21 protein-coding genes are annotated in these 24595 nt (G+C 38.6%); 9 read left to right on the forward strand and 12 right to left on the reverse strand.

Annotated features, from left to right (window positions below):
* The first annotated feature begins 16 nt into the window (after window positions 1-16).
* Window positions 17-1549: a YifB family Mg chelatase-like AAA ATPase gene (locus PQ459_03505; protein ID WDF47559.1), complete on the forward strand. Its 1533-nt coding sequence runs from the start codon at window positions 17-19 to the stop codon at window positions 1547-1549.
* Window positions 1550-1665: 116 nt separating this feature from the next.
* On the opposite strand, the gene PQ459_03510 is transcribed toward PQ459_03505, so the two are convergent.
* The 3 genes from PQ459_03510 to dnaB form a co-directional block, all read right to left on the reverse strand.
* Window positions 1666-2691, reverse strand: a complete 1026-nt coding sequence (locus PQ459_03510; protein WDF47560.1) for a bestrophin family ion channel — start codon at window positions 2689-2691, stop codon at window positions 1666-1668.
* Window positions 2692-2840: 149 nt separating this feature from the next.
* Window positions 2841-3323: a ribonuclease HI gene (gene rnhA, locus PQ459_03515; protein WDF47561.1), complete on the reverse strand. Its 483-nt coding sequence runs from the start codon at window positions 3321-3323 to the stop codon at window positions 2841-2843.
* Window positions 3324-3332: 9 nt separating this feature from the next.
* Window positions 3333-4904 (reverse strand): replicative DNA helicase, encoded by a 1572-nt coding sequence (dnaB, locus tag PQ459_03520; GenBank protein ID WDF47562.1) that lies wholly within the window; start codon window positions 4902-4904, stop codon window positions 3333-3335.
* Between the two features lie 183 nt (window positions 4905-5087).
* On the opposite strand from dnaB, the gene PQ459_03525 reads away from it, so the two are divergent.
* Both PQ459_03525 and PQ459_03530 read left to right on the forward strand, forming a co-directional pair.
* Window positions 5088-6551, forward strand: coding sequence for a DUF5687 family protein (locus tag PQ459_03525; protein ID WDF47563.1), 1464 nt, complete (start codon window positions 5088-5090; stop codon window positions 6549-6551).
* 31 nt (window positions 6552-6582) lie between these two features.
* On the forward strand, window positions 6583-7293 hold the full coding sequence (locus PQ459_03530) for an ABC transporter ATP-binding protein (GenBank protein WDF47564.1): 711 nt from the start codon (window positions 6583-6585) through the stop codon (window positions 7291-7293).
* A gap of 80 nt (window positions 7294-7373) precedes the next feature.
* Here the strand turns inward: PQ459_03530 and fumC are convergent, their stop codons facing one another.
* The gene (gene fumC, locus PQ459_03535) at window positions 7374-8768 is read right to left on the reverse strand and encodes a class II fumarate hydratase (GenBank protein WDF47565.1); all 1395 of its coding nucleotides are present in this window, start codon (window positions 8766-8768) and stop codon (window positions 7374-7376) included.
* Between the two features lie 275 nt (window positions 8769-9043).
* Here fumC and PQ459_03540 point away from each other — a divergent pair, with 275 nt between their 5' ends.
* Both PQ459_03540 and prfA read left to right on the forward strand, forming a co-directional pair.
* The gene (locus PQ459_03540) at window positions 9044-9319 is read left to right on the forward strand and encodes a hypothetical protein (GenBank protein ID WDF47566.1); all 276 of its coding nucleotides are present in this window, start codon (window positions 9044-9046) and stop codon (window positions 9317-9319) included.
* Between the two features lie 301 nt (window positions 9320-9620).
* On the forward strand, window positions 9621-10709 hold the full coding sequence (gene prfA, locus PQ459_03545; GenBank protein WDF47567.1) for a peptide chain release factor 1: 1089 nt from the start codon (window positions 9621-9623) through the stop codon (window positions 10707-10709).
* 49 nt (window positions 10710-10758) lie between these two features.
* Here prfA and PQ459_03550 read toward each other — a convergent pair whose 3' ends face one another.
* Both PQ459_03550 and PQ459_03555 read right to left on the reverse strand, forming a co-directional pair.
* Window positions 10759-11184 (reverse strand): DUF6146 family protein, encoded by a 426-nt coding sequence (locus PQ459_03550; GenBank protein ID WDF47568.1) that lies wholly within the window; start codon window positions 11182-11184, stop codon window positions 10759-10761.
* An 85-nt stretch (window positions 11185-11269) separates the two neighbouring features.
* Entirely contained in the window at window positions 11270-12475 is a 1206-nt protein-coding gene (locus PQ459_03555; protein WDF47569.1) for an endonuclease, read from the reverse strand.
* A gap of 222 nt (window positions 12476-12697) precedes the next feature.
* On the opposite strand from PQ459_03555, the gene PQ459_03560 reads away from it, so the two are divergent.
* The gene (locus PQ459_03560; protein WDF47570.1) at window positions 12698-15577 is read left to right on the forward strand and encodes a carboxypeptidase-like regulatory domain-containing protein; all 2880 of its coding nucleotides are present in this window, start codon (window positions 12698-12700) and stop codon (window positions 15575-15577) included.
* Window positions 15578-15589: 12 nt separating this feature from the next.
* Entirely contained in the window at window positions 15590-17014 is a 1425-nt protein-coding gene (locus PQ459_03565; GenBank protein WDF47571.1) for a DUF5689 domain-containing protein, read from the forward strand.
* Between the two features lie 54 nt (window positions 17015-17068).
* On the opposite strand, the gene PQ459_03570 is transcribed toward PQ459_03565, so the two are convergent.
* Genes PQ459_03570 through PQ459_03585 form a run of 4 tightly spaced genes read right to left on the reverse strand, consistent with a single transcriptional unit; the run spans window position 17069 to window position 19429 of the window.
* Entirely contained in the window at window positions 17069-17662 is a 594-nt protein-coding gene (locus PQ459_03570) for a DUF4126 domain-containing protein (GenBank protein WDF47572.1), read from the reverse strand.
* 44 nt (window positions 17663-17706) lie between these two features.
* Window positions 17707-18078: a ribonuclease P protein component gene (rnpA, locus tag PQ459_03575; GenBank protein ID WDF47573.1), complete on the reverse strand. Its 372-nt coding sequence runs from the start codon at window positions 18076-18078 to the stop codon at window positions 17707-17709.
* A gap of 9 nt (window positions 18079-18087) precedes the next feature.
* Complete coding sequence (locus PQ459_03580) at window positions 18088-18813, reverse strand: tRNA threonylcarbamoyladenosine dehydratase (protein ID WDF47574.1); 726 nt, start codon at window positions 18811-18813, stop codon at window positions 18088-18090.
* The gene (locus tag PQ459_03585; protein ID WDF47575.1) at window positions 18806-19429 is read right to left on the reverse strand and encodes a TatD family hydrolase; all 624 of its coding nucleotides are present in this window, start codon (window positions 19427-19429) and stop codon (window positions 18806-18808) included. Before PQ459_03585 ends, PQ459_03580 begins: the two co-directional genes overlap by 8 nt.
* 165 nt (window positions 19430-19594) lie before the next feature.
* Between PQ459_03585 and PQ459_03590 the strand changes: the two genes are divergently transcribed.
* Window positions 19595-20224 carry a TetR family transcriptional regulator gene (locus PQ459_03590; protein ID WDF47576.1) on the forward strand — a complete coding sequence of 210 codons (630 nt, stop codon included), beginning with the start codon at window positions 19595-19597 and terminating at the stop codon, window positions 20222-20224.
* Here PQ459_03590 and PQ459_03595 read toward each other — a convergent pair.
* Window positions 20221-21366, reverse strand: a complete 1146-nt coding sequence (locus PQ459_03595) for a serine hydrolase (protein ID WDF47577.1) — start codon at window positions 21364-21366, stop codon at window positions 20221-20223. The two genes, PQ459_03590 and PQ459_03595, sit on opposite strands and share 4 nt — an antisense overlap.
* A gap of 88 nt (window positions 21367-21454) precedes the next feature.
* On the opposite strand from PQ459_03595, the gene PQ459_03600 reads away from it, so the two are divergent.
* Window positions 21455-22696 (forward strand): DUF445 domain-containing protein, encoded by a 1242-nt coding sequence (locus PQ459_03600; GenBank protein WDF47578.1) that lies wholly within the window; start codon window positions 21455-21457, stop codon window positions 22694-22696.
* Between the two features lie 32 nt (window positions 22697-22728).
* Here PQ459_03600 and PQ459_03605 read toward each other — a convergent pair whose 3' ends face one another.
* Window positions 22729-24396 carry a hypothetical protein gene (locus PQ459_03605; GenBank protein WDF47579.1) on the reverse strand — a complete coding sequence of 556 codons (1668 nt, stop codon included), beginning with the start codon at window positions 24394-24396 and terminating at the stop codon, window positions 22729-22731.
* Window positions 24397-24595 lie beyond the last annotated feature (199 nt).

Genomic DNA, 24595 nt, shown 5'->3' on the forward strand with positions numbered 1-24595 from the left:
GTAAAACAAAACACAAATGCTTGTCAAAATCTACGGTGCGGCCATTCACGGCGTTTCTGCACAAATTATTACCATTGAGGTCAATGTTGATCAAGGCGTTGGTTACCATTTGGTAGGCTTGCCGGATAATGCCATCAAGGAAAGCAGTTATCGTATTTCTGCGGCACTTAAGAATTCTGGCTTCAAAATTCCGGGTAAGAAAATTACTATTAATATGGCTCCCGCAGATCTTCGGAAAGAAGGTTCAGCTTATGATCTGAGTCTGGCTTTGGGCATTCTGGCGGCTTCCGATTTGATTAAATATGATACGCTAGGCGATTACATCATAATGGGAGAACTCTCTCTGGATGGCAGTTTGCAACCGATCCGTGGTGTTTTGCCAATTGCAATCAAAGCTAGAGAAGATGGTTTCAAAGGCATTATTCTTCCGAAGAAAAACGCGAGAGAAGCGGCCATTGTCAATCAGTTGGATGTTTACGGAATTGATAATATCAAGGAAATCATTGACTTTTTTAATGATGATGTTGCATTGGAAAAATTTGAGATTGATACGCGAAAAGAATTTCAAGACAAGATAGATCATTTCCCATTCGATTTTGATGAAGTGAAAGGCCAAGAAGCGGCCAAACGTGCAATGGAAGTTGCCGCCGCTGGTGGTCACAATATTATTTTGATCGGCTCGCCCGGAAGTGGAAAGACAATGCTTGCGAAACGATTGCCAAGTATCTTACCTGCACTCAGTCTCAAAGAATCGCTGGAAACTACCAAAATTCATTCTGTTGCTGGAAAGATGGGAGCTGAGACATCATTAATTACCATTCGTCCGTTTCGTTCGCCACATCATACGATTTCGGACGTCGCGCTAGTCGGTGGCGGAAGTTATCCTCAGCCTGGCGAAATTTCCTTGGCTCACAATGGCGTCTTATTTCTTGATGAAATGCCTGAATTTAAACGAACAGTCTTGGAAGTGATGCGACAACCGCTGGAAGACAGAGTTGTTACCATTTCACGAGCCAAATTCACAATAGAATACCCAGCAAGTTTTATGCTTGTCGCAAGTATGAATCCAAGTCCAAGCGGCTATTTCCCCGATGATCCGAATAATACGTCATCGACAATGGAGATGCAAAGATATATGAACAAACTGTCAGGACCACTTCTTGACAGAATCGACATTCATATCGAAGTTTCAAAGGTGGAATATGACCAGTTGGCAGAAAAGAAAAAAGGGGAAAGTAGCGCTAGCATCCGAGCTAGAGTCAACAAAGCGCGAGACATTCAAAATGAACGTTACAAAGATTCCGACATCAGCTACAATGCGCAAATGGGATCCAAAGAAATGGAAAAATATTGCGAGCTGGACGAGTATTCCCAATTATTGATCAAGGCGGCAATGCTTAAACTAAATCTTTCGGCAAGAGCCTACAGCCGAATCTTGAAAGTTGCAAGAACCATTGCAGATCTGGAAAATTCTGAGAATATCGAAGGCGATCATATCTCGGAAGCGATTCAATACAGAAGTTTGGATCGTGATTTTTGGAATGTGTAGAAACAGTAAGATCATCTAAATTGAGATTATCTTACTGTTTTAGTGATATAATTTCAAAATATAAATTCTATTAAATTATCACAATATCAATCTTTATCTTTTGTTAGTTTTTAATTTTAAATCAAAACCCCATTTTTAGAACCAATCGGTTCCGGAAGATCATCGTGTTCGCCAATGATTTGGAGAAGATCAATCTCAATAGTTCTGCAGATCGAAAGCATGGGAATATCAAACATCAATCCGCCAAAAGGATTTTCAGAGTAATCACCGACGAGTTCCATAATAATATAAATCCATCCGACAATTACACAAAACGGAATACATGTCCAGATTCCCCAATCGCCCAACTTGCTGAATTCGCTGACCAAACCTAATGGTAAAAGAATAATGAAAATTACAATAAAAATAAATCCTGAATTAGCAAACTGTCGCGGAGAAGGGAATTTCTTTATTCTTTCCGCCTGCCCCTGATAATCATAGAAATCGTTTTGACAGGTTTGCAATTGCATGTGTTCAAAATCTGTAATGACATTGTGTTTTTTCAAATGACTGAGATCTTTTGCCTGTTTTGAAATTAGGTAGGTAGCAAAGTTTTTATATTTTTCCTGCAATTCAAATTCGTCATCTGAAAGATATCTTTTCTGAAAAAGTGGTGTTCTGCTATAATCCGGAAATCCTGCCTTTATAAGTCTGTGTCTTTTGAAATTAATACTCCCAAAATGTCTTTCAAGACTCATATGTTCCCATTCTGTAGGGATTAGAAGCTGATCTCTTAATGTATATAACCATGCGATATGACGGTAAACTATTTGTTTTTTTAAATCTTTTATGTAATGCATTTCTCCTTTTTCAGTATCGAATGCAGCCAGCATAGAGGTAAAAGATCTGCTGGAGTTTACAATTGCTCCCCATATTTTCCTAGCCTCCCAAAGTCTGTCATAAGCCTGATTGCTTTTGAAACCGACAAAAAAAGCGACCGCAGTACCCACCAAGGTCAGCGGAACCAAAGGAATTGTCATCCACTGCCACTCAAAAAAATAGTAGATGGCGGCTACGAAAGTGCTCCATGCAGTAAGCCAAACGAGATGCAATCCCGCAAGATTTGCAATCTGTTTGTAATTGAAATATTTAGTTGTAATCATTTAATAGAGAAATTAAGTAAACGAAGTTATAAAAAACCATACACAAAACTCTAAAAATTAGTTACGGCTTAAAATTTCTTTCACTTATTTTTTGCGCATTTGGAAACATTTCCTTTTCTCCTTGTCTTTTTAGAAATACATTTTAGAAATTAAAACAATCCACTTTCAGTTGGATTCTCAAAATAAGTATCAATTTCTAATTTTCCAGATTTTGCTGCGGCAACAGCCAATTGATCACAGATCTCATTTTCAGTATGTCCAGCGTGACCTTTGATCCAGTGGAATTTTGGATTGTGAAGTTGATACAACTTGTAAAATGCTTTCCAGAGATCGGGGTTTTTCACATTCTTCCAGCCACGTTTGATCCAGCCGTAGATCCATTTTTGGTTAATGGCATCTGCAACGTATTTGCTGTCGGTAAAGATGTGGACATCATTATCAGACGTTCTCAGATTGCCTAATGCTACGATTACCGCCATCAATTCCATTCGGTTGTTGGTGGTTTTTCTGAACCCTTTGGAATAGGTTTTCTGGTATTTTTTTTCGGGAACGCGCATCAAGATTCCGTAACCGCCTGGTCCGGGATTTCCACTGCAAGCGCCGTCTGTGTAGATTTCGACTTTTAAACTCAAAACAGAAACTTAAAATGGCATATCATCGTCATCATCATTCATCGCAGAGCCGGAAACCTGATTGTTATTCGGAATTCCGAAGGCTGAATGCGGATCGCTGGTGATGGTAATTTTGTCAAAACCTGAAGGCTCATCTTTCTGCCCGAAATTGGAAGGCGTATATTCGTAATTCGTCCCAAGATCGGCAAACTTACCAATGTTCTTGTGGAAAGCCAATCGCACGTCCGCTGTCGCACCATTTCTATGTTTCGCGATGATGATCTCAGCTTGGTTTTCTGTGCTTGTTTCTGCGCCTTCTTCGTCATTATCCCAAACGCCGATCTTGTAATATTCTGGTCGGAAGATGAAGGACACGATATCCGCATCTTGCTCGATGGCTCCAGATTCACGGAGGTCAGAAAGCATTGGTCTTTTTCCTGGTCTTGTTTCCACACTTCTGGAAAGCTGGGAAAGTGCAATTACCGGAACGTTCAGTTCTTTTGCAATCGCCTTCAAGGATCTCGAGATCATCGCAATTTCCTGCTCACGGTTTCCAGCGCCTTTTCCAGAACTGGCTGTCATCAGCTGAAGGTAATCGACCATAATGATCTTCACACCGTGTTGCATTACCAATCTTCTACATTTCGCACGAAAATCGAATATGGAAAGGGAAGGTGTTTCGTCAATATAAAGCGGCGCGTTTTCCAAAGCAGAAACGTTCGTGAACAATCTCTGCCATTCTTCATCTGCCATTTGCCCTTTTCTCAATTTCTCAGAGGAGATCCCAGTTTCTGAGGAGATCATCCTTGTGATCAACTGGACCGAAGCCATCTCCAAAGAGAACAATGCCATTGGAATATTGTGATCCACGCAGATGTTTCTCGCCATCGATAGGATGAAAGCTGTTTTTCCCATCGCCGGTCTTGCGGCGATGATGATAAGGTCGGAATTTTGCCAACCGCCGGTTTCTTTGTCCAAAGCTGTAAATCCAGATGGAACTCCAGACAGTCCTTCTTTATCTTTTAAAGATTTGATTTTTTCAATCGCTTCTTTTACCAATGAATTGGCTGTGTCGAAACCTTTTTTGATGGTGCCGTTTGTGATTTCGAAGAATGATTGTTCGGCTTTATCGAGCAATTCGAAAACGTCGGTGGTTTCTTTGTAAGAGCTGTCGATCACATTAGCAGACACATTGATCAATGATCTTAAAATGAATTTTTCCAAGATCACACGCACGTGATATTCGATGTGAGCAGATGAACTTACACCCATCGTCAAGTCAATAATATAATGATCGCCACCGCCAAGACTTAGTTTTTCAGTCCTTTTAAGTTCCTGAATCACAGTCATCAAGTCAATCGGTGAATTGCTTTCGTACAATTTCAAAATTGCCGCAAATATGGTTTGATGCCTTGGATCGTAGAAAACGTCCGCCGTCAATAAGTCTATGGAATGGTCGAGCCCTTTTCTGTCAATTAGAAAAGTTCCGATTACAATTTTTTCAAAATCCAATGCATTGGGCGGCATTTTGCCATCCGAAATAGAGAGTTCCTTTGCAAAATTACCGTGAATCAAACTCGATAATGTATCCTTCTGTGCCATTGTACAAAGATATAATTTTTAAGAGTTTTATTGATTTTAGTTTTAAGCAAACAATCCACATTAATTCGAATTAATTGTTGATAAAGTGAAATTATCTGTAACAATTATGCAAAAAAGTGAACTTAATAGATAGAAACATTAGCAAATTCTAAATTCCTTAAATTTAACCAAATTAATTCTCTTATGCTGCAACGGTTTATCAAATTAGAATTCAAAAGTTTTTTCCGGTCCAGTTCTTTGGCGACGAATGTGATTATCAAAATCTTCCAGCTTTTGGGAATGTTATATATGTTGGCGATGTTTGTATTCATTGCTTTTGGCGCTTACTATTTTCCGAAGAAGGAACTGCACATCGACCCAGTGTTGGTCATCAGCAGATTTTTGATCTATTGGCTGGTCGCTGATCTTTTTCTGAGATATTTTTTCCAGCAGATGCCGACGCAGAACATCAAACCATTTTTGACGATGAACATCAAGAAAAGTACACTCGTGAATTATATGATCGGCAAAACATTTTCGTCATTCTTCAGTTGGGGTGGACTTTTCATCTACATTCCACTTTTGGTGATCTTGCTTTATAATGGACATTCGGTTCTGGGAAGCTTTGCTTGGATCTTTGCCATTATCATTTTAAGTTTCTGCAGCAATTTCCTTAATATCCTTCTGAATGGAAAAGACGCTGTGGTTTGGATTATCGGAATCATTTTGGTCGTGTTTGCAGGCTTGGATTATTACAAAATCATTTCGCTATCTTCATTTTCGGAATTGATCTTCACTAAGTTTTACCATCATTGGTGGACGATCATTGGTCCAATTTTATTGATGTTGATCGGCTTTTTCATCGTTAAAAAATTCATCAAAGAGAATTTCTATCTGGACAAAGGTTTGGAAATGAAACAGGAAGTAGGGAAGACAGAAAGTATTCAATTTCTCAATAAATACGGCGTTCTCGGAACATTTATTAATAATGACATTAGAATGATCAAACGTAGCAAAGCCGCGAAATCTATTGCCTTGGGAAGTTTCCTGTTTTTGTTCTACGGCTTGCTTCTGTTCAGTTCTCCGACTTACAAAACCGCTTATATGCAGCTGTTTATGGGATTGTTCGTAACAGGTGGATTTCTTTTTATGTTCGGACAAAGAGTGCCATCGTTCGATAGTTCCTATTATCCATTGATGATGACTTTGAATGTGCCCTACAAAGAATATCTGCGTGCCAAATGGTGGCTCATCGTAAGTGCAGTTGCCGTGAGTATGGTTGTTGCGATTGCTTATGCATTTGTGAGTTGGGAATTGTATTTTACATTTCTAGCGGGCGGACTTTACAGTATCGGCGTCAATTCGCAGATCGTCTTGCTCTCAGGAGCGTATAACAAAAATCCGATTGACCTAAATGCAAGAGGAAAATCCATCGGAAAGAAAAACAATTTCAGTTTCAAAAGTATCTTAATGATCTTGCCTCAAATGGTGTTGCCAATGGCGGTTTTCGCGGGAACAAAATATTTATTCGGAACCACAGCAGCTGTAGCCAGTCTCGGTTTTCTTGGATTGATCGGGTTTCTTTTCAGGGAAAAATTCTTCGATTTCATTGTTAAACTTTATAAGAAGGAAAAATATTCCACCATCAAAGCTTTCAAAGGAAATTAAATCTAAACTCTCACCTCTAATATCTAAATAAATGATCACAATAAATAACCTCTCCAAAGTTTACGAAAACAAAAAAGTCCTAAGCATAGAATCCCTGGATTTCCAAAAAGGGCAAACCATTGGTCTCGTCGGGAACAATGGTGCTGGAAAGACGACCTTATTCAGTCTGATCCTTGACTTGATCGAAACCACTTCCGGTTTTGTTGCCATTGACCAGGAAAAAGTCAACGAATCCGAAAACTGGAAAAACAAAGTCGGCGCTTTCATCGATGAAACTTTTCTGATCGGCTACCTGACTCCAGAAGAATATTTCTATTTCCTCGGCGAACTCAGAGGTCAAACCAAGATCCAAGTCGACGAATTCCTGAAAAACTTCAACGATTTCTTTAACGGCGAAATCCTGAATGCCAAAAAATACATCCGAGATCTTTCTAAAGGAAATATGAAGAAAGTCGGGATCATCGGCGCATTGATTGGAACACCTCAGATCATTATCCTCGATGAGCCTTTTGCCAACTTGGATCCATCAACACAGATTAAACTTAAAAATTTAATTAGAGATTGGTCTAAGAATTCAGATTCCACATTCCTGATTTCCAGCCACGATCTGGCGCACACCACAGAAGTTTGCGAAAGGATCGTGGTTATCAACAAAGGCGAATTGGTAAGAGACATCCAAACTTCTCCGGAAACTTTGAGAGATCTGGAGCAATATTTTGCAGACCAGGTTTCTGTTAATTAAGAATGAAAAATTAATCAATAAAATAAAAAAATGCCTCAGAGATCTCTGAGGCATTTTTCTAATATCTAAGGTGTAGCTTCTTATTTCAAGCTTCCAACCATATCTTCTGGTTTCACCCATTCGTCAAATTGTTCGGCAGTCAAAAGGCCAAGATTGACGGCTTCTTCTTTCAGAGTTGTTCCGTTCTTGTGAGCCGTTTTAGCAATTTTTGCTGCGTTTTCGTAACCGATGTGTGTGTTAAGCGCTGTCACCAACATCAAAGATTTGTCAACCAATTCCTTGATTCTCGGTTCGTTCGGCTCGATTCCAACCGCACAATGGTCATTGAATGAGATCATAGCATCTGCCAACAACTGTGCAGATTGCAAGAAATTGTAAGCCATTACTGGTTTGAAAACATTCAATTCGTAATTTCCTTGTGTTCCTGCGAAAGAGATTGTCGTATCGTTTCCAAGAACTTGCGCGCAAACCATTGTAATCGCTTCATTCTGAGTAGGATTTACTTTTCCTGGCATAATAGAAGAACCTGGTTCGTTCTCCGGAATGTGGATCTCGCCAATTCCCGATCTTGGTCCAGAAGCTAAAAGTCTAATGTCCTGAGCAATTTTGTAAAGAGAAACCGCCAACTGCTTCAAAGCACCGTGAGATTCCACGATTCCGTCGTGCGCTGCCAAAGCCTCGAATTTATTCGGGGCCGTTACGAACGGAAGTCCTGTAAAATCCGCAATATATTTAGCCACCAAAACATCATAACCTTTCGGCGTATTCAGTCCGGTTCCAACTGCAGTTCCGCCAAGCGCCAATTCCTTCAAGTGATCCAAAGTGTTGTGGATCGCTTTTTTCGCGTAATCCAGTTGAGCAACATAGCCAGAGAATTCTTGTCCCAGCGTCAATGGCGTCGCATCCATCAAATGCGTTCTTCCGATTTTCACGATGTTCTGGAATTTCTTCGCTTTTTCGTCCAGCGTATTTCTCAATTTTTCCAAGGCAGGCAAAGTATCTTTCACCACTTTCGTGTAAGCTGCGATGTGCATTGCCGTTGGATAAGTGTCGTTGGAAGACTGGGATTTGTTTACATCATCATTCGGGTGAACCAAAGTTTTCTCGCCAAGATTGCCGCCGTTCAAAACGTGAGATCTGTTGGCAACCACCTCGTTCACATTCATATTAGATTGTGTTCCAGAACCCGTTTGCCAGATCACAAGAGGAAACTCATCGTACAATTTCCCTTCCAGGATCTCGTCACAAACTTTCCCGATCAGGTCTCTTTTTTCTTGGTCAAGAACGCCTAATTCTGCATTGGTAAACGCCGCGGCTTTCTTTAGGTAAGCAAACGCGTCGATGATTTCGCGAGGCATACTTCCTTCCGGCCCGATTTTGAAATTATTTCTGGAACGCTCCGTCTGTGCACCCCAAAATTTCTCTGCAGGCACTTGCACGTCGCCCATTGTGTCTTTTTCGATTCTGAAACTCATTATTTTATATTTATTTATTTTTTAGGAGCTGTTTCCCGCTTTCCGCTATTACTCCTCACGCCCAGGCTTTTCCCAGCGCGTGTTGTGGGGTAACCGCTGCAATCGGGGCTAGGGATTTGTCTATTTTATCCAATTTTCCCCACCAACTTGACATTGATTTTTACAACCTTACGAAATTACTAAAAACTAAAAGTTCAGCAAAATGAAAAAAATCAAGTCAGAAATTTTGTGAGTTTTGGTAAAATCATCTACTTTTGCTAAAAATATATAGCATTATGATGTTATCAGCATTCTGGCCGGTTTACCAATTCCTTTGGACAATCTATTTCTTCACAATGATGATTTGTGGATTTTGGTGTATTTTGATGTTCTTCGGATTCATCGTACCACTTTGGTTAACAGAAGGTGTAGCGGAATATTTTGGGAAGATCAACAAGAACTTCGATCCAGAAAAGATCAGATACAAAAAGCTTTATGAGCAAGAAGGTGTAGAAGTGATCTACCAAAGACCTGCAGGTGAAAAACCAGTGAGCCACGGTCACCACCATTAATTTGGCAATTTTCTTTTCGTGAGAGATTGCACTCAAAGCGAAACAATATATATTAGATCCATTCTTTTTTAAGAGTGGATTTTTCTTTTTAACCACAAAGGCACAAAGGAATTTCACAAAGAACACTATAAATATCCATTTACTAAAATTAGCCTTGTGAACCTTGTGCAAAAACTTTGTGCCTTTGTGGTTTACAAAAATCATAGTAAAATCAAACTCTCTTTCTTGAATCTCGAGTCATTATTCTTGCCTCTTTTTTCTTGATTCTTAATTCCGTATCTTTGCACTTTAAAAATTTAATATGTCCAAGTCATTAATTCCAAAACTGGAAGCGATAAAACAACGATATAATGAGGTCGCGGATCTTATCATCCAACCAGATGTGATCACTGACCAAAAAAGATATTCCACACTCAACAAAGAATACAGCGATCTGGGAAAGATCGTGAAAGTATTTGATGAATATAAAGGTGCCCTAGACACGATTGCTGAATCCGATGAGATCATTGCCGACGGTTCTGACAAAGAATTCGTAGAAATGGCAAAGCAGGAGAAGTACGAAGCGATGGACAAACTTCCTGAATATGAGGAACAGCTTAAATTCCTACTGATCCCGAAAGATCCAACCGATGACAAAAACGTGATTGTGGAACTTCGTGCCGGAACTGGTGGTGATGAAGCGGCCATCTTCGTGGAAGATGTTTACAGAGCTTACGCGATGTATTTCAAAACCAAAGGTTGGAAGCACGAGATCACCGATTCCAGCGAATCTACCAAAGGTTACAAAGAATTAATTCTAAGGATTGAAGGTGACGGTGTTTACGGAATTATGAAATTTGAATCCGGCGTTCACCGTGTACAGCGTGTTCCGGAAACCGAATCTCAAGGTCGTGTTCACACTTCGGCTATCACAATTGCCGTTTTGCCAGAAGCAGAAGAAATTGATTTTGAACTGAATCCTGCAGACATCGAGATGCAAACTTCACGTTCCGGAGGTGCTGGTGGACAGAACGTAAACAAGGTTGAGACGAAAGTACAGTTGACGCACAAACCGTCTGGTATGGTCGTGGTTTGTCAGCAAGCGCGTTCTCAGTTGGCAAACAGAGAGTTAGCAATGGAAATGCTTCGTACGAAGTTATACGATATCGAGGTTCAGAAATCTGTTGGTGATATTGCGGCACAACGTAAATCGATGGTTTCCACAGGTGACCGTTCTGCAAAGATCAAAACGTACAACTATCCGCAAGGAAGGGTGACGGATCACAGGATCAACAAATCAATGTACAACCTGGATGCTTATATGAACGGCGATATTTCTGAGATGATCGATGCTGTAATTATGGCAGAAAATGCGGAGAAATTAAAAGGAGAAGAGGAAGGGATTTCTTAAGTTCCTCGATTTACATAATAAAAAAAGACTGCAATTTGCAGTCTTTTTTTTATCTGAATTTATCTATTCCTCTCAAGCCATTGAATTGGATGCCGTATTTCCAATTGCAATAGGCGAAGAATTGGTACATTCTGTATTCGAATTCAAAGCCATAATTTTCTTTTGGATCATAATCGATGGCTACTTCATAAAAATTTCGGTTGGTGCCAGAATAGAATCTGGAGTTCCATTCGGTAACCAAAATTGTATTTCGTGATTTCAAACTGGCTTCCGTGAACATCGATCTTGGTTGCGCTCTGGATGCAACAAAGGTTTCATATTCCGTGTCGAAAACTGTGATCTCCCACTCGTCGGCAGAGTCGGTTTTCTTTTGAGTTGTGAGTGATAGTTTCTGATCTGCTGCCGGTGGTTTTGAACTTACAGCGCAAGACCAGATGAAAGCGGACAATATTGCAAGAACTATTATATTTTTCATGGGATTAAGATATAACATTATTTAAACAAAAAACCGTTCCAAAGATTGAAACGGTTTGTATAAGTTTGATATTGTTTGCTTTGTGTTAAGGTGTTGGGTCTTTTTGCAAAACCACAAATGCCGGAAAGTGATCGGAATATCCACCCGTGAACTGATCGCCATTCCACGAACGGAAAGGGTAACCTTTGTAATTGCCTTCTTTGTTTACTAAATAAGCTGGTGCAAAGATCTCAGCCTTGAAAACTGTATAATCTTTTCTCACTTCTTTGTTAGGGGAATGTAGATTGGCGGAAACAATGATTTGATCAAATAAGTTAGGCGCATCCTGATATGCTAAAGATGCAACGCCATTCTTATATAAAGGATACATTAAATTAAGATAAGGTGTAGTTTCTGATAAATCTTTTGGATTCCCTGCTGCTTTCAAATATGTTTTCAAACTTGGGCTGATGGGATCATCATTGAAATCTCCCATTGCAAACATCTTTGTAGAAGGATCCAATGCTTGTACGCTGTCCATTTCTTTTTTAAGAATTGTAGCGGCTGCATTACGTTTTGGAAGTGAAGCTGCCTCTCCACCTCTTCTGGATGGCCAGTGATTTAGGAAAAATGCTACTTTCTCGTTGTCTAAGAAACCAGTTAATACAACAATGTCTCTCGTGTATTCTCTTTTGCCATCACTGCCGAAGATTTTCACTTCCTTTTTCCAGGATTTGGATGGCGTGAATCTTCTTTTCTGATAGATGAAACCAACGTCAATTCCTCTATAATCATAAGAGTTATAATGTACAACGCCATAATCATATTTTGCAATTGCCGGTTCTTTCACAAGATCTTCCATTACCTGGCGGTTTTCTACTTCTATTAAACCTACAACCACAGGCGCTGTATTCGTGTAAGCTTTTCCCATTTCTGAGATCACTTTTGCTTCATTCGCTAGCTTTTGTTTGTAAACTTTGTAATTATAGTTTTTACCACTTTTTGGCGTGAACTCCTCAGATCCACCTTGGATTCTTATTACTTTCTTGCCTTTTAGAGATTGATCGTTCCAAGGGCCTGCATAATCTTTTTCTGTTACTTCAAGATATTTTATAGAATCCAAAGGCACGCTTCTGTGAAAAGCAGGGTTGTTAATGTCTTTTGTTCCATCTATATAATCAGCAGAACGAACAGTGTCCCATAGATTTTCAACATTCAGAAATCCTACAGTAGCAGCACGCACCTGTTTTTTTTGCTGTGCAGATAATAAGGACAAACTTAAAATAGCGATTAGGCTAAAAATATTTTTCATAAATAAAATATGTAAGGCTACAAAAGTAATTTTTTTTGGTTTGTTGCAAAATAAAAATTCAATGTTTTTCATAATTGATAATTATGTTGCAATTAATTGACAATTTGTTAAAATAAAAAAAATGTTAAAAAGTATTAATTATCAAAAATTTATATACATTTGCGTTCCGTGCGTAACGGACTGTATATTAGAAAAAAAGAGCAAACAAAACCTAATTGATTTATGATTAAAAAATTATCATTAATCTCCTTATTTACAATGCTTCCGGCATCATTTTACTATGCACAGACTACGGTTTTTGCATACCTAAAAGATGCTGACGGGAAACCGGTAGAAAAAGCACAAGTGGACCTAAAAGGAGAAGGTAATGGTGTGTCGGCAGACAAAATTGGATACTTCCAATTTGTGGATCTAAAAACCGGACATTATCAGATTGTGGTAACCAAACCAAATTTCGAAACTAAAACGTTAGAATTTGACATTACTACAGAAAAGAGAAAAGACTTAGGGGTAATTACCCTTTATTCTTCATTGACAGGAGCCGACCAAGGGCTTGCAATCCTTGATAATGGTGATGATGAAGGAGGCAGCCAGTCTTCGACAGTAGGGCTGTTGCAATCATCTCAGGATGTTTTCAACAGAATTGCTAGTTTTGATCTTGGCGCTTACTGGTTCAGACCAAGAGGTGTTGACGGAAGAACTTCCGAAAACATGTTGAATGGTGTTTCTATGGTAAAATCTGATAATGGAAATGTAGATTTCTCTAACTGGGGAGGTCTTAATGAAATTGTAAGATATCCAGAGATTTCGGCTAATCATTCGCCTTCAGAATATTCTTTCGGGGGATCAAGTGGTGTGGTTTATAAAAATACAAAAGCCAGCGAATATAGAAAAGGTTTCCAGGCAGTTTATTCTATTACCAATAGAAATTACAGACAAAGGGTTTCTTTGAGATATTCTTCCGGAATGTCAAAAAGTGGATGGGCCTTCACATTAATGGGTGCTAAAAGATGGGCAGAAGAAGGAATCCAGGAAGGAACTTTCTATGATGCTTACGGAACTTACTTAGGTGTTGAGAAAAAATTCAGCGATAGTCACACAATGACTTTCAATGCTTTTGCATCGCCATACAGAAGATCAACTGCGAGCCCAAGTACGCAGGAAGTTTTTGATTACAGAGGTGTGCATTACAATTCCTATTGGGGTTGGCAAGATGGAGAGAAGAGAAGCGAAAGAGTAAGAAAAGGTTTCCAGCCAATCTTCCAATTGCAGGATTTCTGGAAAATCAATAAAAAATCAAATCTTTGGACGTCTCTATCTTATCAGTTTGGAAAAGACAAAGGATCCAGATTGGATTGGCAAAGTGTTCCAAACCCGTCTCCTACATATTACAGAAATTTACCAAGTTATTTCGGATCATTGAATCCGGATGCATTTACTTGGGATCCTGCTACGGGAACCTATCTTGCAGCTGGTGATGCTTACCAAAGCTCCAGAGCAGCATGGCAGAATGGAGATCCTAATGTAACTCAAATCAACTGGAACAGACTTTATGCTGCCAACATAGGACAAGATCCTATCAATCAGTATGGTGTGACTGGTAAGAGAGCATTGTATTACCTTGTAAATGATGTGAGTGATGATAAAGTATGGAATGGTGCAACACATTACACTTATAACTTCACCGATAAGGCTAAGTTCTTGTTGAACGTTTCTTATCAAAACTACAGATCAGAACTTTACAGAGAAGTGAACGATTTGTTGGGAGCAGATTTCGTACTGAATAGAGATCCTTTTGCAGCAACTAATAATCCTGGTACTTCCGCATTGTATAATGAAGGAGAAGCTGATGTTGCCAAAAAAGAAGGTGATAGACTATTGTACAACTACATCTTCAGAAGACAGGAAGTAAAAGTGAATCCTGGTTTCAAATTCTCAGAAGGTAAATTTGATGTTTTTGTTTCCGGTCTTGCTGGTTATTCAACTTCAAGCAGAGAAGGATTGTTTAAGCATTATTTGTATGCAGATTCTTTCGGGAAAAGTAAAGATTATGAATTCTGGAACTTCGGTTTGAAAGGTCAGATTATATATAAAATTAATGGAAGAAACTTCTTGGTTTACAACGGTACCTATTTCTCTCAAGCACCTTATTTAGAAGATCTTTTCATCAACCCAAGACTCAACGCATCTGTTGCACCTAATATTAAAAATACGGTAGTTAACGCTAATGATTTGAGCTATGTTATCAACACACCTTTATATAAAATTAGAGCTTCTGTATTTTTGATTGATACTCAGAATGAAACCAGTGTTCAGAGATTCTTTGCAGATGGTATTCAAATCGATGATGCATTGACTGGAGGTACGACAGATAGTAATACTGGCGGACAATACATCCAAAGTGCTTTCGTAACTCAGGTAATGTCCAACGTAGAGAAGAGAAATCTTGGAGCGGAACTGGGAGTAGATTTCAAAGTGTTGCCAACACTATCTTTTCAAGGTGTTGCCAGCTACGGACAGTACACGTATCGCAATGATCCGAATGTTTACTTCGCATCAGATGCAATCGGTGTTTTCGGAAACGGACAATCATTTGTAGACTTTGGTAAATCGAATCTTAAAGATTACAAACAAGGAGGAACGCCTCAGATGGCATTCTCTGCAGGATTGAGATACAGCTCTCCAAAATACTGGTGGGTTGGCGCAAACTGGAACTACTTGGATAATAATTATCTAGATCCGTCTGCATTGCTTAGATCACAAAGTTTCGTACAGAACAACAATACAGGTACGCCTTACGCAAACGTAAATGATGAGGAACTGAGAAGACTTTTGGCGCCAAATAAACTGCCAGCAGCATACTTCATCAACGCCAATGTTGGGAAGTCTTGGATCTTTGGAAAATATTATCTGTTGATCTCTGCGAGTGTAAATAATATCTTTGATAATACCAAATACATCACAGGAGGTTTTGAACAAACAAGAAACGTTAAGTTTGATGGCTTCCAGGAAGATTTTAATAGAAGTCAGACACTTTTCGGTCCTAAGTATTGGTATACACAAGGACGTTCCTATTTCGTGAATTTACAAGTAAGATTTTAAAAATTTAAAATAATGAAAACATATACAACAATCAAAACATTGGTTTTCTCGGCAATTGCTGTCGTAACCTTTAATTCGTGCGTAAAAGATGATGACTGGAACGCTCCAGAAATTCTTTGCAACAATAGATTTGACGCACCTACAACTACAATGGCGGCATTTGCAGCACTTGCACCTGCTCCTACATCTTCTACAAGTTACTCTGCATCTACTTACAAAGTGCCTGCAGACGGAGCGCCTGTAATTTTTGATGCTTACGTAGTTTCTTCTGATGAAAATGGTAACTTCTACAAAACGATCTCATTCCAGGATAAACCAGAAAATCCTACAGTAGGATTGTCATTGGAGGTAGATAAAGCTTCTAACTACGCAGACTTTCCGGTAGGAGCTCACATCCGTATCAAAGCAAACGGATTGGTATTAGGATTGGATAGGGGAACAATTAAGATTGGATCTGTAGACCCAACTTATGCGATTGGAAGAATCCCAAGTATTCTTTTGACAAGATACCTTTCTGGTGTTTGTAATGGAAACAAAATGGATATTGCAACAATCGTTCCTACCAAATTACCGAACCTAGATGAAGCCAAGAAAGCAAAATATATCAATACTTTGGTAACTGTTGACGATATTCAGTATGTAGATGAAGTGATTTTACCACAGCCAGCTACATTTATCAACTATATCGCAGGTGTAGGTCAGGATACTGATAGAGGAATTGAAGATAAATCAGGAGGTACTTCAATTGTAAGAAATTCTGGATTCTCTACATTTGGTGCAAACCTATTGCCTACAGGAAATGGTAATCTAACTTTCGTTGTTAGTAAATATAACGCTGGCTACCAAATGCTTATCAGAAGTCTTGCAGATATTAAATTCAATAACCCAAGAGTCGTGAAACCAGATGCAGCTCCACCAAAAGGAGGTACAGCAGTTTCTTATTTAGGAAGCTTTACAGAAAATTTTGAAAGTTACAATGTAGATGCAGATACCTTCCCTAAATATGTAAATGATCCATTCCTTGGAAACAGATATTGGCAAGTAAAAACCTTTAGCAACAACAAGTATATCCAAATGTCTGCAAATGCAGGAACAGGACCTTTCCATACTTATTTTGTGGTTCCAGTCAATTTCACAACGGCAAATTCACTTGCGTTTAGAATTAATGCAGGCTTCTACAACGGAGATGCTTTCAAAGTGTACACTACTACAAATTATACAGTAGGAGGAGATATTTCTCAAGCAACACTTACTGATATCACTTCAAACTTTAATATTCCTAAAACACCAAGTACTGGTTACGGAACATTAGCACCAGCAGGTACTTATAATTTCCCAACAGCACTTACTGGAAACGGATTTATAGTTTTCAAATACGAAGGAGCTGGTAACGGTGTTACTACTACAATGCAAATTGACGATATTGTTGTAAACTAAAATTAGCTTACAATTAATAATAAAAAAAGACCGCAACTCGCGGTCTTTTTTATTTTAAAATATTCCAGAATTCTGTGTTTTCATTTTCCGCCAAAGCTTCCTTCCAAAAAACAACACCAAAACTATTAATGAAATAGCCAAGATAAAAGCAATTACGGGCAGAAAGATAGAGAGAATAGACATCAATCCTGCACCTGCAGTTTCTGTTGTCGCTACAAGATTATTCCCAATTCCGCCAGTTGTAGCCGTGGAGGCAGCTCTTGTTCCGGCAAAACCAGATGTAATAGTAGCAGCAGTGCCACCACCAGCGATCAATGCCAAAGCCCATTGTGGAAAGGTTCCCAATTCCATAAACTGACTGGCAAATAAAACCGATCCGGCAATTGTCGCCAGCGGAATGGATAAGGTATCCAGAAAATTATCAACAACAGGAATGTAGTATGCCAAAATTTCGATAAGAGTTGCGACGCCGGTTGTAATCAACGTTGGCAATCCGGACAACCATTCGAAGTTATCGCCCATAGGGATCCAGCCTACATAAGAGGCAAGACTCACAGCAAATAATGGTAAAAAAACACGGAAACCAGAAGCCGCGGCCAATCCAATTCCGATAAAAGTACTGAGTAAATAAGGTAAGATTTCTGACATTTGTAATTTTGTTTGAGATTAAAATTACAAATTAAATCAAGATCTTATTCAGATTTCTTTTTGCAGAGATTCAGAAATTGAGTTTCCACTACAGAGAAACTCTTCGGCATTTCTTTGGAAGTCCAGAAAATCATCGCAATAGAACGTTCTCCAAAAGCCTCCATATATTTTGCTTTGTTTAATCGGTAAGATTCTCTCAGTAATCGCTTTATCCGGTTTCTGTCCACTGCCCTCTTGAAAAATTTCTTGCCGACGGAAACACCCACTCTATGACTTGGAACAGAAAAACTCTCAGAAGATTTGATGTGAATGACACGGATATTGTCAACAGTCAGCCATTTCCCCTTCTTAAAAAGATGGTCGATCTCTGATTTTCTTTTCAGTTTTTCGTGGGTGGGGAAGGTGTTTTCTGGCATCGGAAAAAATTATTCTTTTCCAGTTAAGTAATTAATCACTTCCGCAGCTGCATACAATCCAAAAATGGCCGGGATAAAGCTGATGGTTCCGTAGAAAGAACGTTTAAAGTTAGTTCCGTCTGTCATTTTAAGACTTTCCTCATCTTGCAACTCAGTAGAAAAGACACAACGGAAACCTTTATCAATTTTCTCTTTCTTCAGGCGCTTTCTCACTTGCCTTGCCAGCAGACAATTATTGGTTTTATGGATGTCACGGACCATCACTTTGCTCGGGTCAGATTTTCCTCCGGCACCCATAGATGAAACAAGTTTGGTTTTACTTCTTCGGCAAGCGATAATCAGTGCAATCTTTGGAGTGAGGGAATCGATACAATCCAAAACATAATCAAATTTTTCTGATTTAATGAGTTCATTCATTCTTTCAGGTTCCAAAAACTCGTTAAGTTTGGTAAGGTCAAGTTTTGGATTAATGTCCATCAAGCGGTCACCAACCAACTCAACTTTGTGCTGTCCAATTGTAGAATGAAGCGCGGGTAACTGGCGATTGATATTGGTAATGTCCACAACGTCACCATCTACAATTACCATTTTTCCAACGCCAGCTCTCGCTAAAAATTCTGCAGCGAAAGAGCCAACACCACCCAAACCTACAACCAAAACCTTTGCGTTTTGAAGTTTTTCTATTCCTTCTTCTTTTATCAATAATTCAGTGCGTTCCAGCCAAAACTTATCCATTTTTAACAATATTATTTAAGTTTTCCCACATTTGATCTTTTAAGTTTTCCAGAGAAATAGATTTGATTTCAGACACTTTTTCATAAAGCTTTATGATCTCAAAATCTGCATCGTCTGTTTCCAAGAACAATTTTTGAATGGGAATGTTTTTAATTATGTTTTGCAAAGATAAGTTTTCTAATGCTGCATATCCAAAACTCAAATGAAAGCCAGCGCCCAGAAGTTCTTTTGCAATATTTTCTTTCTTATTAAATCCGTGAATGATTATAGGGACTTTAGTATTTTTATAATGTAAAAGCTGAGAAAATCTTCTTACACAATGAACAATGATCGGTTTTCCAATCTCTTCTGCCCAGGAGATGTGAGCCTGGAAAATCTCATGTTGAAGTTTCTCATCCACGGAGATCAAACCATCCAGTCCACATTCGCCAATAGCAAGGCAGTTTTCAGAAAGGGAAATTTTTTTGATTTTTTCAAAGTCTGATTTCCACGTTTCACTAATATCTTTCGGATGCAGTCCTGCAGAATATCTTTCAGCAGAGACATTTTCGTTCAGATTTACATTGTAAATACCAATTTGCTGAGGTTTATGATGATGAAAATCTAAAAAGTCCATAATCAAAGATATGAAATAAAGTTTTTCATGATATGGATTAGTAACCAACAAAAACTTGTTCGAAGACAGATTTCCCTACTGAGATTTACTATTTAAAAATGATTGTAAATTATATGTTAATTAATTAAAAAAAATGTTAATTTTACATAAGATCTTTCAAGGGATATGAGAAAAAAATTTACAGAAAAACAAATCAATATTCTGGATGTAGCAGAGGAATTAATCGCCAAAAAAGGCTTTGATGGGACTTCTGTGCGCGATATCTGCACTAAAGCTAACATCAATGTGGCAATGATTTCTTATTACTTTGGGTCTAAGGAAAAGATGATGTCTTACCTGTATCAGTACAGGGTCCAAAGAACGAAAGAAAGTTTTTCTGAATTCGCACAGACCATCAAGGAAGGGAAACCTGAGATGCAGATGAAGGAAATCATCAATTATATTGTTTCCTTACTTTTCAAATACAGCTATTTCCACGGTTTTGTAACACAGGAAATCAGAACTCAGGATAATGTGAAAGATGATCTGCTGGAGTTTTACCAGATCTGTGTGGCAAGGATAGATGACATTGTAAAGAAAGGAATTGTTTCTGGCGTTTTTCATAATGCTCCCAAGTCGGAAGATGTTTTGACAATGATCATTGGTTCTACACTTTTTGTCATTAGAAATAGAAATTTCTACGAACTGTATATTCCGGCAACAAACGAAACCCAATACATGAAGGAAGCGGAACAGAAACTGAGAAGCAGCATTCTTCTGAGCGTTTTTGCGCTATTGGATTATGATACAGATTAAGTTCTCGAAACCATTTTCAAGGCTTCTTTAATGTAAAATTCAACCTCCGCAGGACGATTTTTGGAATCAGTTTGTGCGCCTTCCTTATTTCCTAGTCTTACGATGATCATATCATATTCCGGAACTACAATCACGTATTGTCCGTAAAGTCCACGCAGATAATAATGATGGATTGCCGAATCATAATTGGTCCAGACGCCCAAACCATATACGCCGTTTGAGTTTGCAGTAGGTGTGATCATTTGGCTCACAAATTTTTCATCGATCAAAGGTATATTTTCAAATTTCCCTTTATTAAGGAGCAGAAAGCCCAATTTGGCAAAATCGCGGGCGTTGGACTGGATGCAGCAGAAGGATTTCTCTATTCCAAGATTATCTGTAGACCATTCTGCGTTTTGTTCCATCCCGAGTGGCTTCCAGAGTTTTGCGGAAGCGTACGACGCAAGCGGCATTCCCACGGCTCTGCCAACAGCAAATCCTAGAAGTTGGGTTGCGCCACTTTGGTATTCAAATTTTTCTCCAGGATTTTGCTTGAACTTTTTTGGAAAAACCACATCGGCCAAAGAGAATCCATAATAAGCAGCAGCATTGGGTGAGAAGGGATCTTTATAATCTTCTTTCCAATCCAGGCCTGCTTCCATCGAGGCAAGATTTTGTAAGGTGAGATTGTTACCGAATTCTTTTTCAGAAAAGTCGGGGTAGAAGTCAGAAAATTTTTGATTTATTCCCATAATTCTTCCATCATCTATTGCCTTTCCCAGTAACAAAACACTCACTGCTTTTGCCATAGAGAAAGAGTTGCTGGCCGTGTTTTTTTTATATCCATCCCAATAATGCTCCTGCAAAAGTTTACCGTGCTGGATCACCAAGAAGGAAACCGATTCCGTCTCTTTCAGATGTTTTTCCAATTCTGGTGACAAAGTTTTTTTATTATAATTAATCTCTGCAGGCCAAGGTTTTGGGTTGCCTCTGGAAATTTTTTTTGATGAGAAATATTGTCCGTCATCGATTGTGGAACTGGATTCTCCTCTGAGATAAGTGAGTCTGACACCTTTGAAAAGATAATTGTAACCGAAAATGTAAATGGTCAGGATGATTCCGGCAATTACTAAAAGAAATATATTCAAAGGCTTTTTCAACATCGCAAAATACTTTAATGTAAAAATAAATTTATTTTACTCAAATATCGATAAATTTGTTTGGAATGATTTTCGATTTTTTCCTGATCTTATGAATGATGACTTAAAAAAACAACAACTTCGCAACCACAAAATGCTGGCTACAGGATTATTTATCTTGATGGCAGTGGTCTTTGTGGCAATGACAATTCTTCAAAAGCAAAATCCTTCGCATTGGATCGGTTACATTCGGGCTTTTTCCGAAGCGGCGATGGTTGGGGCTTTGGCAGATTGGTTTGCGGTGACAGCGCTTTTCAATTATCCTTTGGGAATCAAAATTCCGCACACCAATTTGATCGAGAATTCTAAAGAAAAGATTGGCGATAACCTTGGAAATTTTGTGGTTGAAAATTTTCTTTCGCCTCAAAATATCAGACCTTATATTCAAAAACTAAAAGTTTCGGTTTACGCTGGCGAATGGCTTTCAAAAGAGAGAAATCAAACTGTTTTGATCAATGAATTGTCATCGATTTTAATTAATATCATCAATAAATTGGATGATGAGACCGTCGTAAAATTCATTACGAACAAAGCAGAGGAAATGGCGAATTCGATCAAACTCAATTCAATCATCGGAAATGGAATCGAATATATCCTTAATAAAAACGACCATCAAAGATTGATCACTGGACTTAGTTCTCAAATCAAAAATTACATTCTGGAAAATCAGCAACTGGTTACAGAACGCGTGGAAAGGGAAAGTTTCTTCTTCATTCCAAGATCGGTGGATTCCAAAATATCAGAAAAGATCACCAAAGGTCTGAGTGATTATTTCCGAGAAGTGGAAGAGGATTTGAAGCATCCCTTGAGAACGGAAATCACAAACAAGATTTTCGAATTTTCAAAAGAATTGAAAGAAGAACCAAAGTGGGAATCGGAATTTGAAACCATAAAATCTGAGTTTCTGCAAGGCGAAAAACTGAATCAATATTCCAATGACATCTGGCAATCTTTAAAATCATCTTTAATAACAGAATTGACGGATCAGGATTCCAAACTCAAATCTTACATCAAAAAAAATCTGGACGAGTTTGTGTCCAATCTTCAAAACGATGAGCAATTCCAAAACCGAATTGATAGCTGGGTGCGATTGACCGCTTACAAATACATTCTGAAAAACACCAAAGGTTTCGGCGAGTTGATCAGCACAACTGTTGGGAATTGGGAAGGAAAAGAACTCAGCAGAAAGCTAGAATTGGAAGTAGGGAAAGACCTTCAGTTTATTCGTATTAACGGAACTATTGTTGGTGGTCTGGTTGGGTTGATCATTTATACAGTTGCACATTTTATATAAAAAAAGCCTCCGATGTTGGAGGCTTTCAATTTTTATTTCTGTTCAAGAATTTTCTCGATAATTTTATGAGTGATCATATAAGTCGGCTTTACACCTGTCAATCCAAGTCCGCCGGAAGATAGTGTACTTCCTGTTTCCAAAGGATTATCCGAAGCGTAATAAGCGTACATCACGAATAGATCAGGAGAAATGTGATGACGGATTTTGCTCGCTACCTGAATGGCTTTCTGGTAATGCGCGCCTTCCATTTCCAGTCCGATTGCTTTCCAGGAAGTTGTCATAAAGTAAGACAAAATATCTTTGTTCTGAAGCGATGTGCCCAAAACGGTCACCATTGGTCCTTCAAAAGCTTTCACTTCATCATCTTGGAAATCTTCCAGCTTCAAAGCATTCTCGAATGTATAATTGTCTGCCGTTCCTTCGAAGATGTGAGAAGTTGGAATCATAATGTCGCCTTTTCCGCCAGTCAAGATTCCGGCTTTTCCCATAATTGAAACGGATTTCACTTTCATCATATAAACTTCCCCGTTGACTTCATAAGGTCTAAGCAATTCGTCCATCACCTCAAAAGCTTGTTCTCCAAAAGCATAATCGAAAACTAAGATCACATCGTCACCTTTGAATTTCTGTCCCGCGAAAACCGAATTCTTTAGTTCAGTCTTAGCAAGGTCGATGATTTGAACATCAATATTACTTCCGCTGTGATCATCGATGTAGATCATTCCTTCTTTTAAGGCGTGGTCTAGAACTTTGGTTTGAAGGTCTTTTTTATTACTAATGTCTGCAAACAGTTTGTAATCAACTTCTTTCGTTCCTTTTTTACTTAGTGCATCGTTGGCAAAAAGCATATTCTTCACCGAGTGCATATTCGCACTGATGATGTGAAGCGGACGCATATGAAGATTGTTCTCTACCAAAACCTGCTTGATCTTGTTTGCCCATTTCTCTCCGAAAAGGTGGTGGCCAACTCTTTCTTGTAATATTGATGAAAAATAGATCTCTCTTTCACTTACTTCTTTCCAATCGGTCAAACTCACTTGTCCTAACCAATAGATGATCTTGAACAAACGGTCTGGATTGTTGTCATCACCGAAGCTGTTATATGCGTTCAGAGTTTCATCAAAGGTTCTTCCTAAGAAAGAAGAAAGATGGATCAATGCGACTTCTTTTTCTTTTCGGCTGTGTTTTTTCTCGCCTTTTGCAACTTCTTCAATGATTTTCCAGATGCGTCTTGGTCTTCCATCTTCGCTTAGGTCAAAACCGATGTTTCTGATTTTGTCAGCTTCCAGATATAAGAAGGTAAGGTGAGTCAAAATATCGTAGATCTCGGAACGTCCCAATAGAACTTCGATGTTCATCTGGTGTTCGTCGATTCTGTAGCAATTTCTACGTCTTTTCTTCGGAACGATCGGTTCAAAACTTCCTTTGTCAAAACCTTCGTCGGAAGTTAAATGAATGAAAGAACATTCCTCGATGCCTTCCGGAAGACGGTCAAGAACATAAAGTAAACCGTCCAGCTCTATCTTGTTGGGAATGCTCATACTTCCGTAGATCTCAGGATTGATGACCATTAAGAGTTTTCTTAATGATTCGCCCGAAACACCTGAAGGTTTGAAAAATCCTCTGTAAAATAAGTGTCGCATAGACACATATAATCTTTCGATAGCCTCTGTGGTTTCTCTTGCTCTTGAATTTGCCATATATTAAAATTTTTATAAAAGTCTGCGAAGTTACGAAATTTAATTTAAATAATTAATTTATTGATTTTCAGTTGTTTGATTACGTATTTTGTAAATCTGCAATTGGTCTTAAAATTAATATTTCTACCTAATACTGAGAAATGATTCTTAAATAAATTTTATTCATATTTCGATAACAATAATAAAACATAGTATTTTT

The organism is Chryseobacterium sp. KACC 21268 (genome assembly GCA_028736075.1).
GTDB lineage: Bacteria > Bacteroidota > Bacteroidia > Flavobacteriales > Weeksellaceae > Epilithonimonas.

Coding starts and splice junctions, on each gene's coding strand:
- PQ459_03505 (WDF47559.1), top strand. CDS start 17: ATGCTTGTCAAAATCTACGGTGCGGCCATTCACGGCGTTTCTGCACAA.
- PQ459_03510 (WDF47560.1), bottom strand. CDS start 2,691: ATGATTACAACTAAATATTTCAATTACAAACAGATTGCAAATCTTGCG.
- dnaB (WDF47562.1), bottom strand. CDS start 4,904: ATGGCACAGAAGGATACATTATCGAGTTTGATTCACGGTAATTTTGCA.
- PQ459_03525 (WDF47563.1), top strand. CDS start 5,088: ATGCTGCAACGGTTTATCAAATTAGAATTCAAAAGTTTTTTCCGGTCC.
- PQ459_03530 (WDF47564.1), top strand. CDS start 6,583: ATGATCACAATAAATAACCTCTCCAAAGTTTACGAAAACAAAAAAGTC.
- fumC (WDF47565.1), bottom strand. CDS start 8,768: ATGAGTTTCAGAATCGAAAAAGACACAATGGGCGACGTGCAAGTGCCT.
- PQ459_03540 (WDF47566.1), top strand. CDS start 9,044: ATGATGTTATCAGCATTCTGGCCGGTTTACCAATTCCTTTGGACAATC.
- prfA (WDF47567.1), top strand. CDS start 9,621: ATGTCCAAGTCATTAATTCCAAAACTGGAAGCGATAAAACAACGATAT.
- PQ459_03550 (WDF47568.1), bottom strand. CDS start 11,184: ATGAAAAATATAATAGTTCTTGCAATATTGTCCGCTTTCATCTGGTCT.
- PQ459_03555 (WDF47569.1), bottom strand. CDS start 12,475: ATGAAAAATATTTTTAGCCTAATCGCTATTTTAAGTTTGTCCTTATTA.
- PQ459_03560 (WDF47570.1), top strand. CDS start 12,698: ATGATTAAAAAATTATCATTAATCTCCTTATTTACAATGCTTCCGGCA.
- PQ459_03565 (WDF47571.1), top strand. CDS start 15,590: ATGAAAACATATACAACAATCAAAACATTGGTTTTCTCGGCAATTGCT.
- PQ459_03570 (WDF47572.1), bottom strand. CDS start 17,662: ATGTCAGAAATCTTACCTTATTTACTCAGTACTTTTATCGGAATTGGA.
- rnpA (WDF47573.1), bottom strand. CDS start 18,078: ATGCCAGAAAACACCTTCCCCACCCACGAAAAACTGAAAAGAAAATCA.
- PQ459_03580 (WDF47574.1), bottom strand. CDS start 18,813: ATGGATAAGTTTTGGCTGGAACGCACTGAATTATTGATAAAAGAAGAA.
- PQ459_03585 (WDF47575.1), bottom strand. CDS start 19,429: ATGGACTTTTTAGATTTTCATCATCATAAACCTCAGCAAATTGGTATT.
- PQ459_03590 (WDF47576.1), top strand. CDS start 19,595: ATGAGAAAAAAATTTACAGAAAAACAAATCAATATTCTGGATGTAGCA.
- PQ459_03595 (WDF47577.1), bottom strand. CDS start 21,366: ATGTTGAAAAAGCCTTTGAATATATTTCTTTTAGTAATTGCCGGAATC.
- PQ459_03600 (WDF47578.1), top strand. CDS start 21,455: ATGAATGATGACTTAAAAAAACAACAACTTCGCAACCACAAAATGCTG.
- PQ459_03605 (WDF47579.1), bottom strand. CDS start 24,396: ATGGCAAATTCAAGAGCAAGAGAAACCACAGAGGCTATCGAAAGATTA.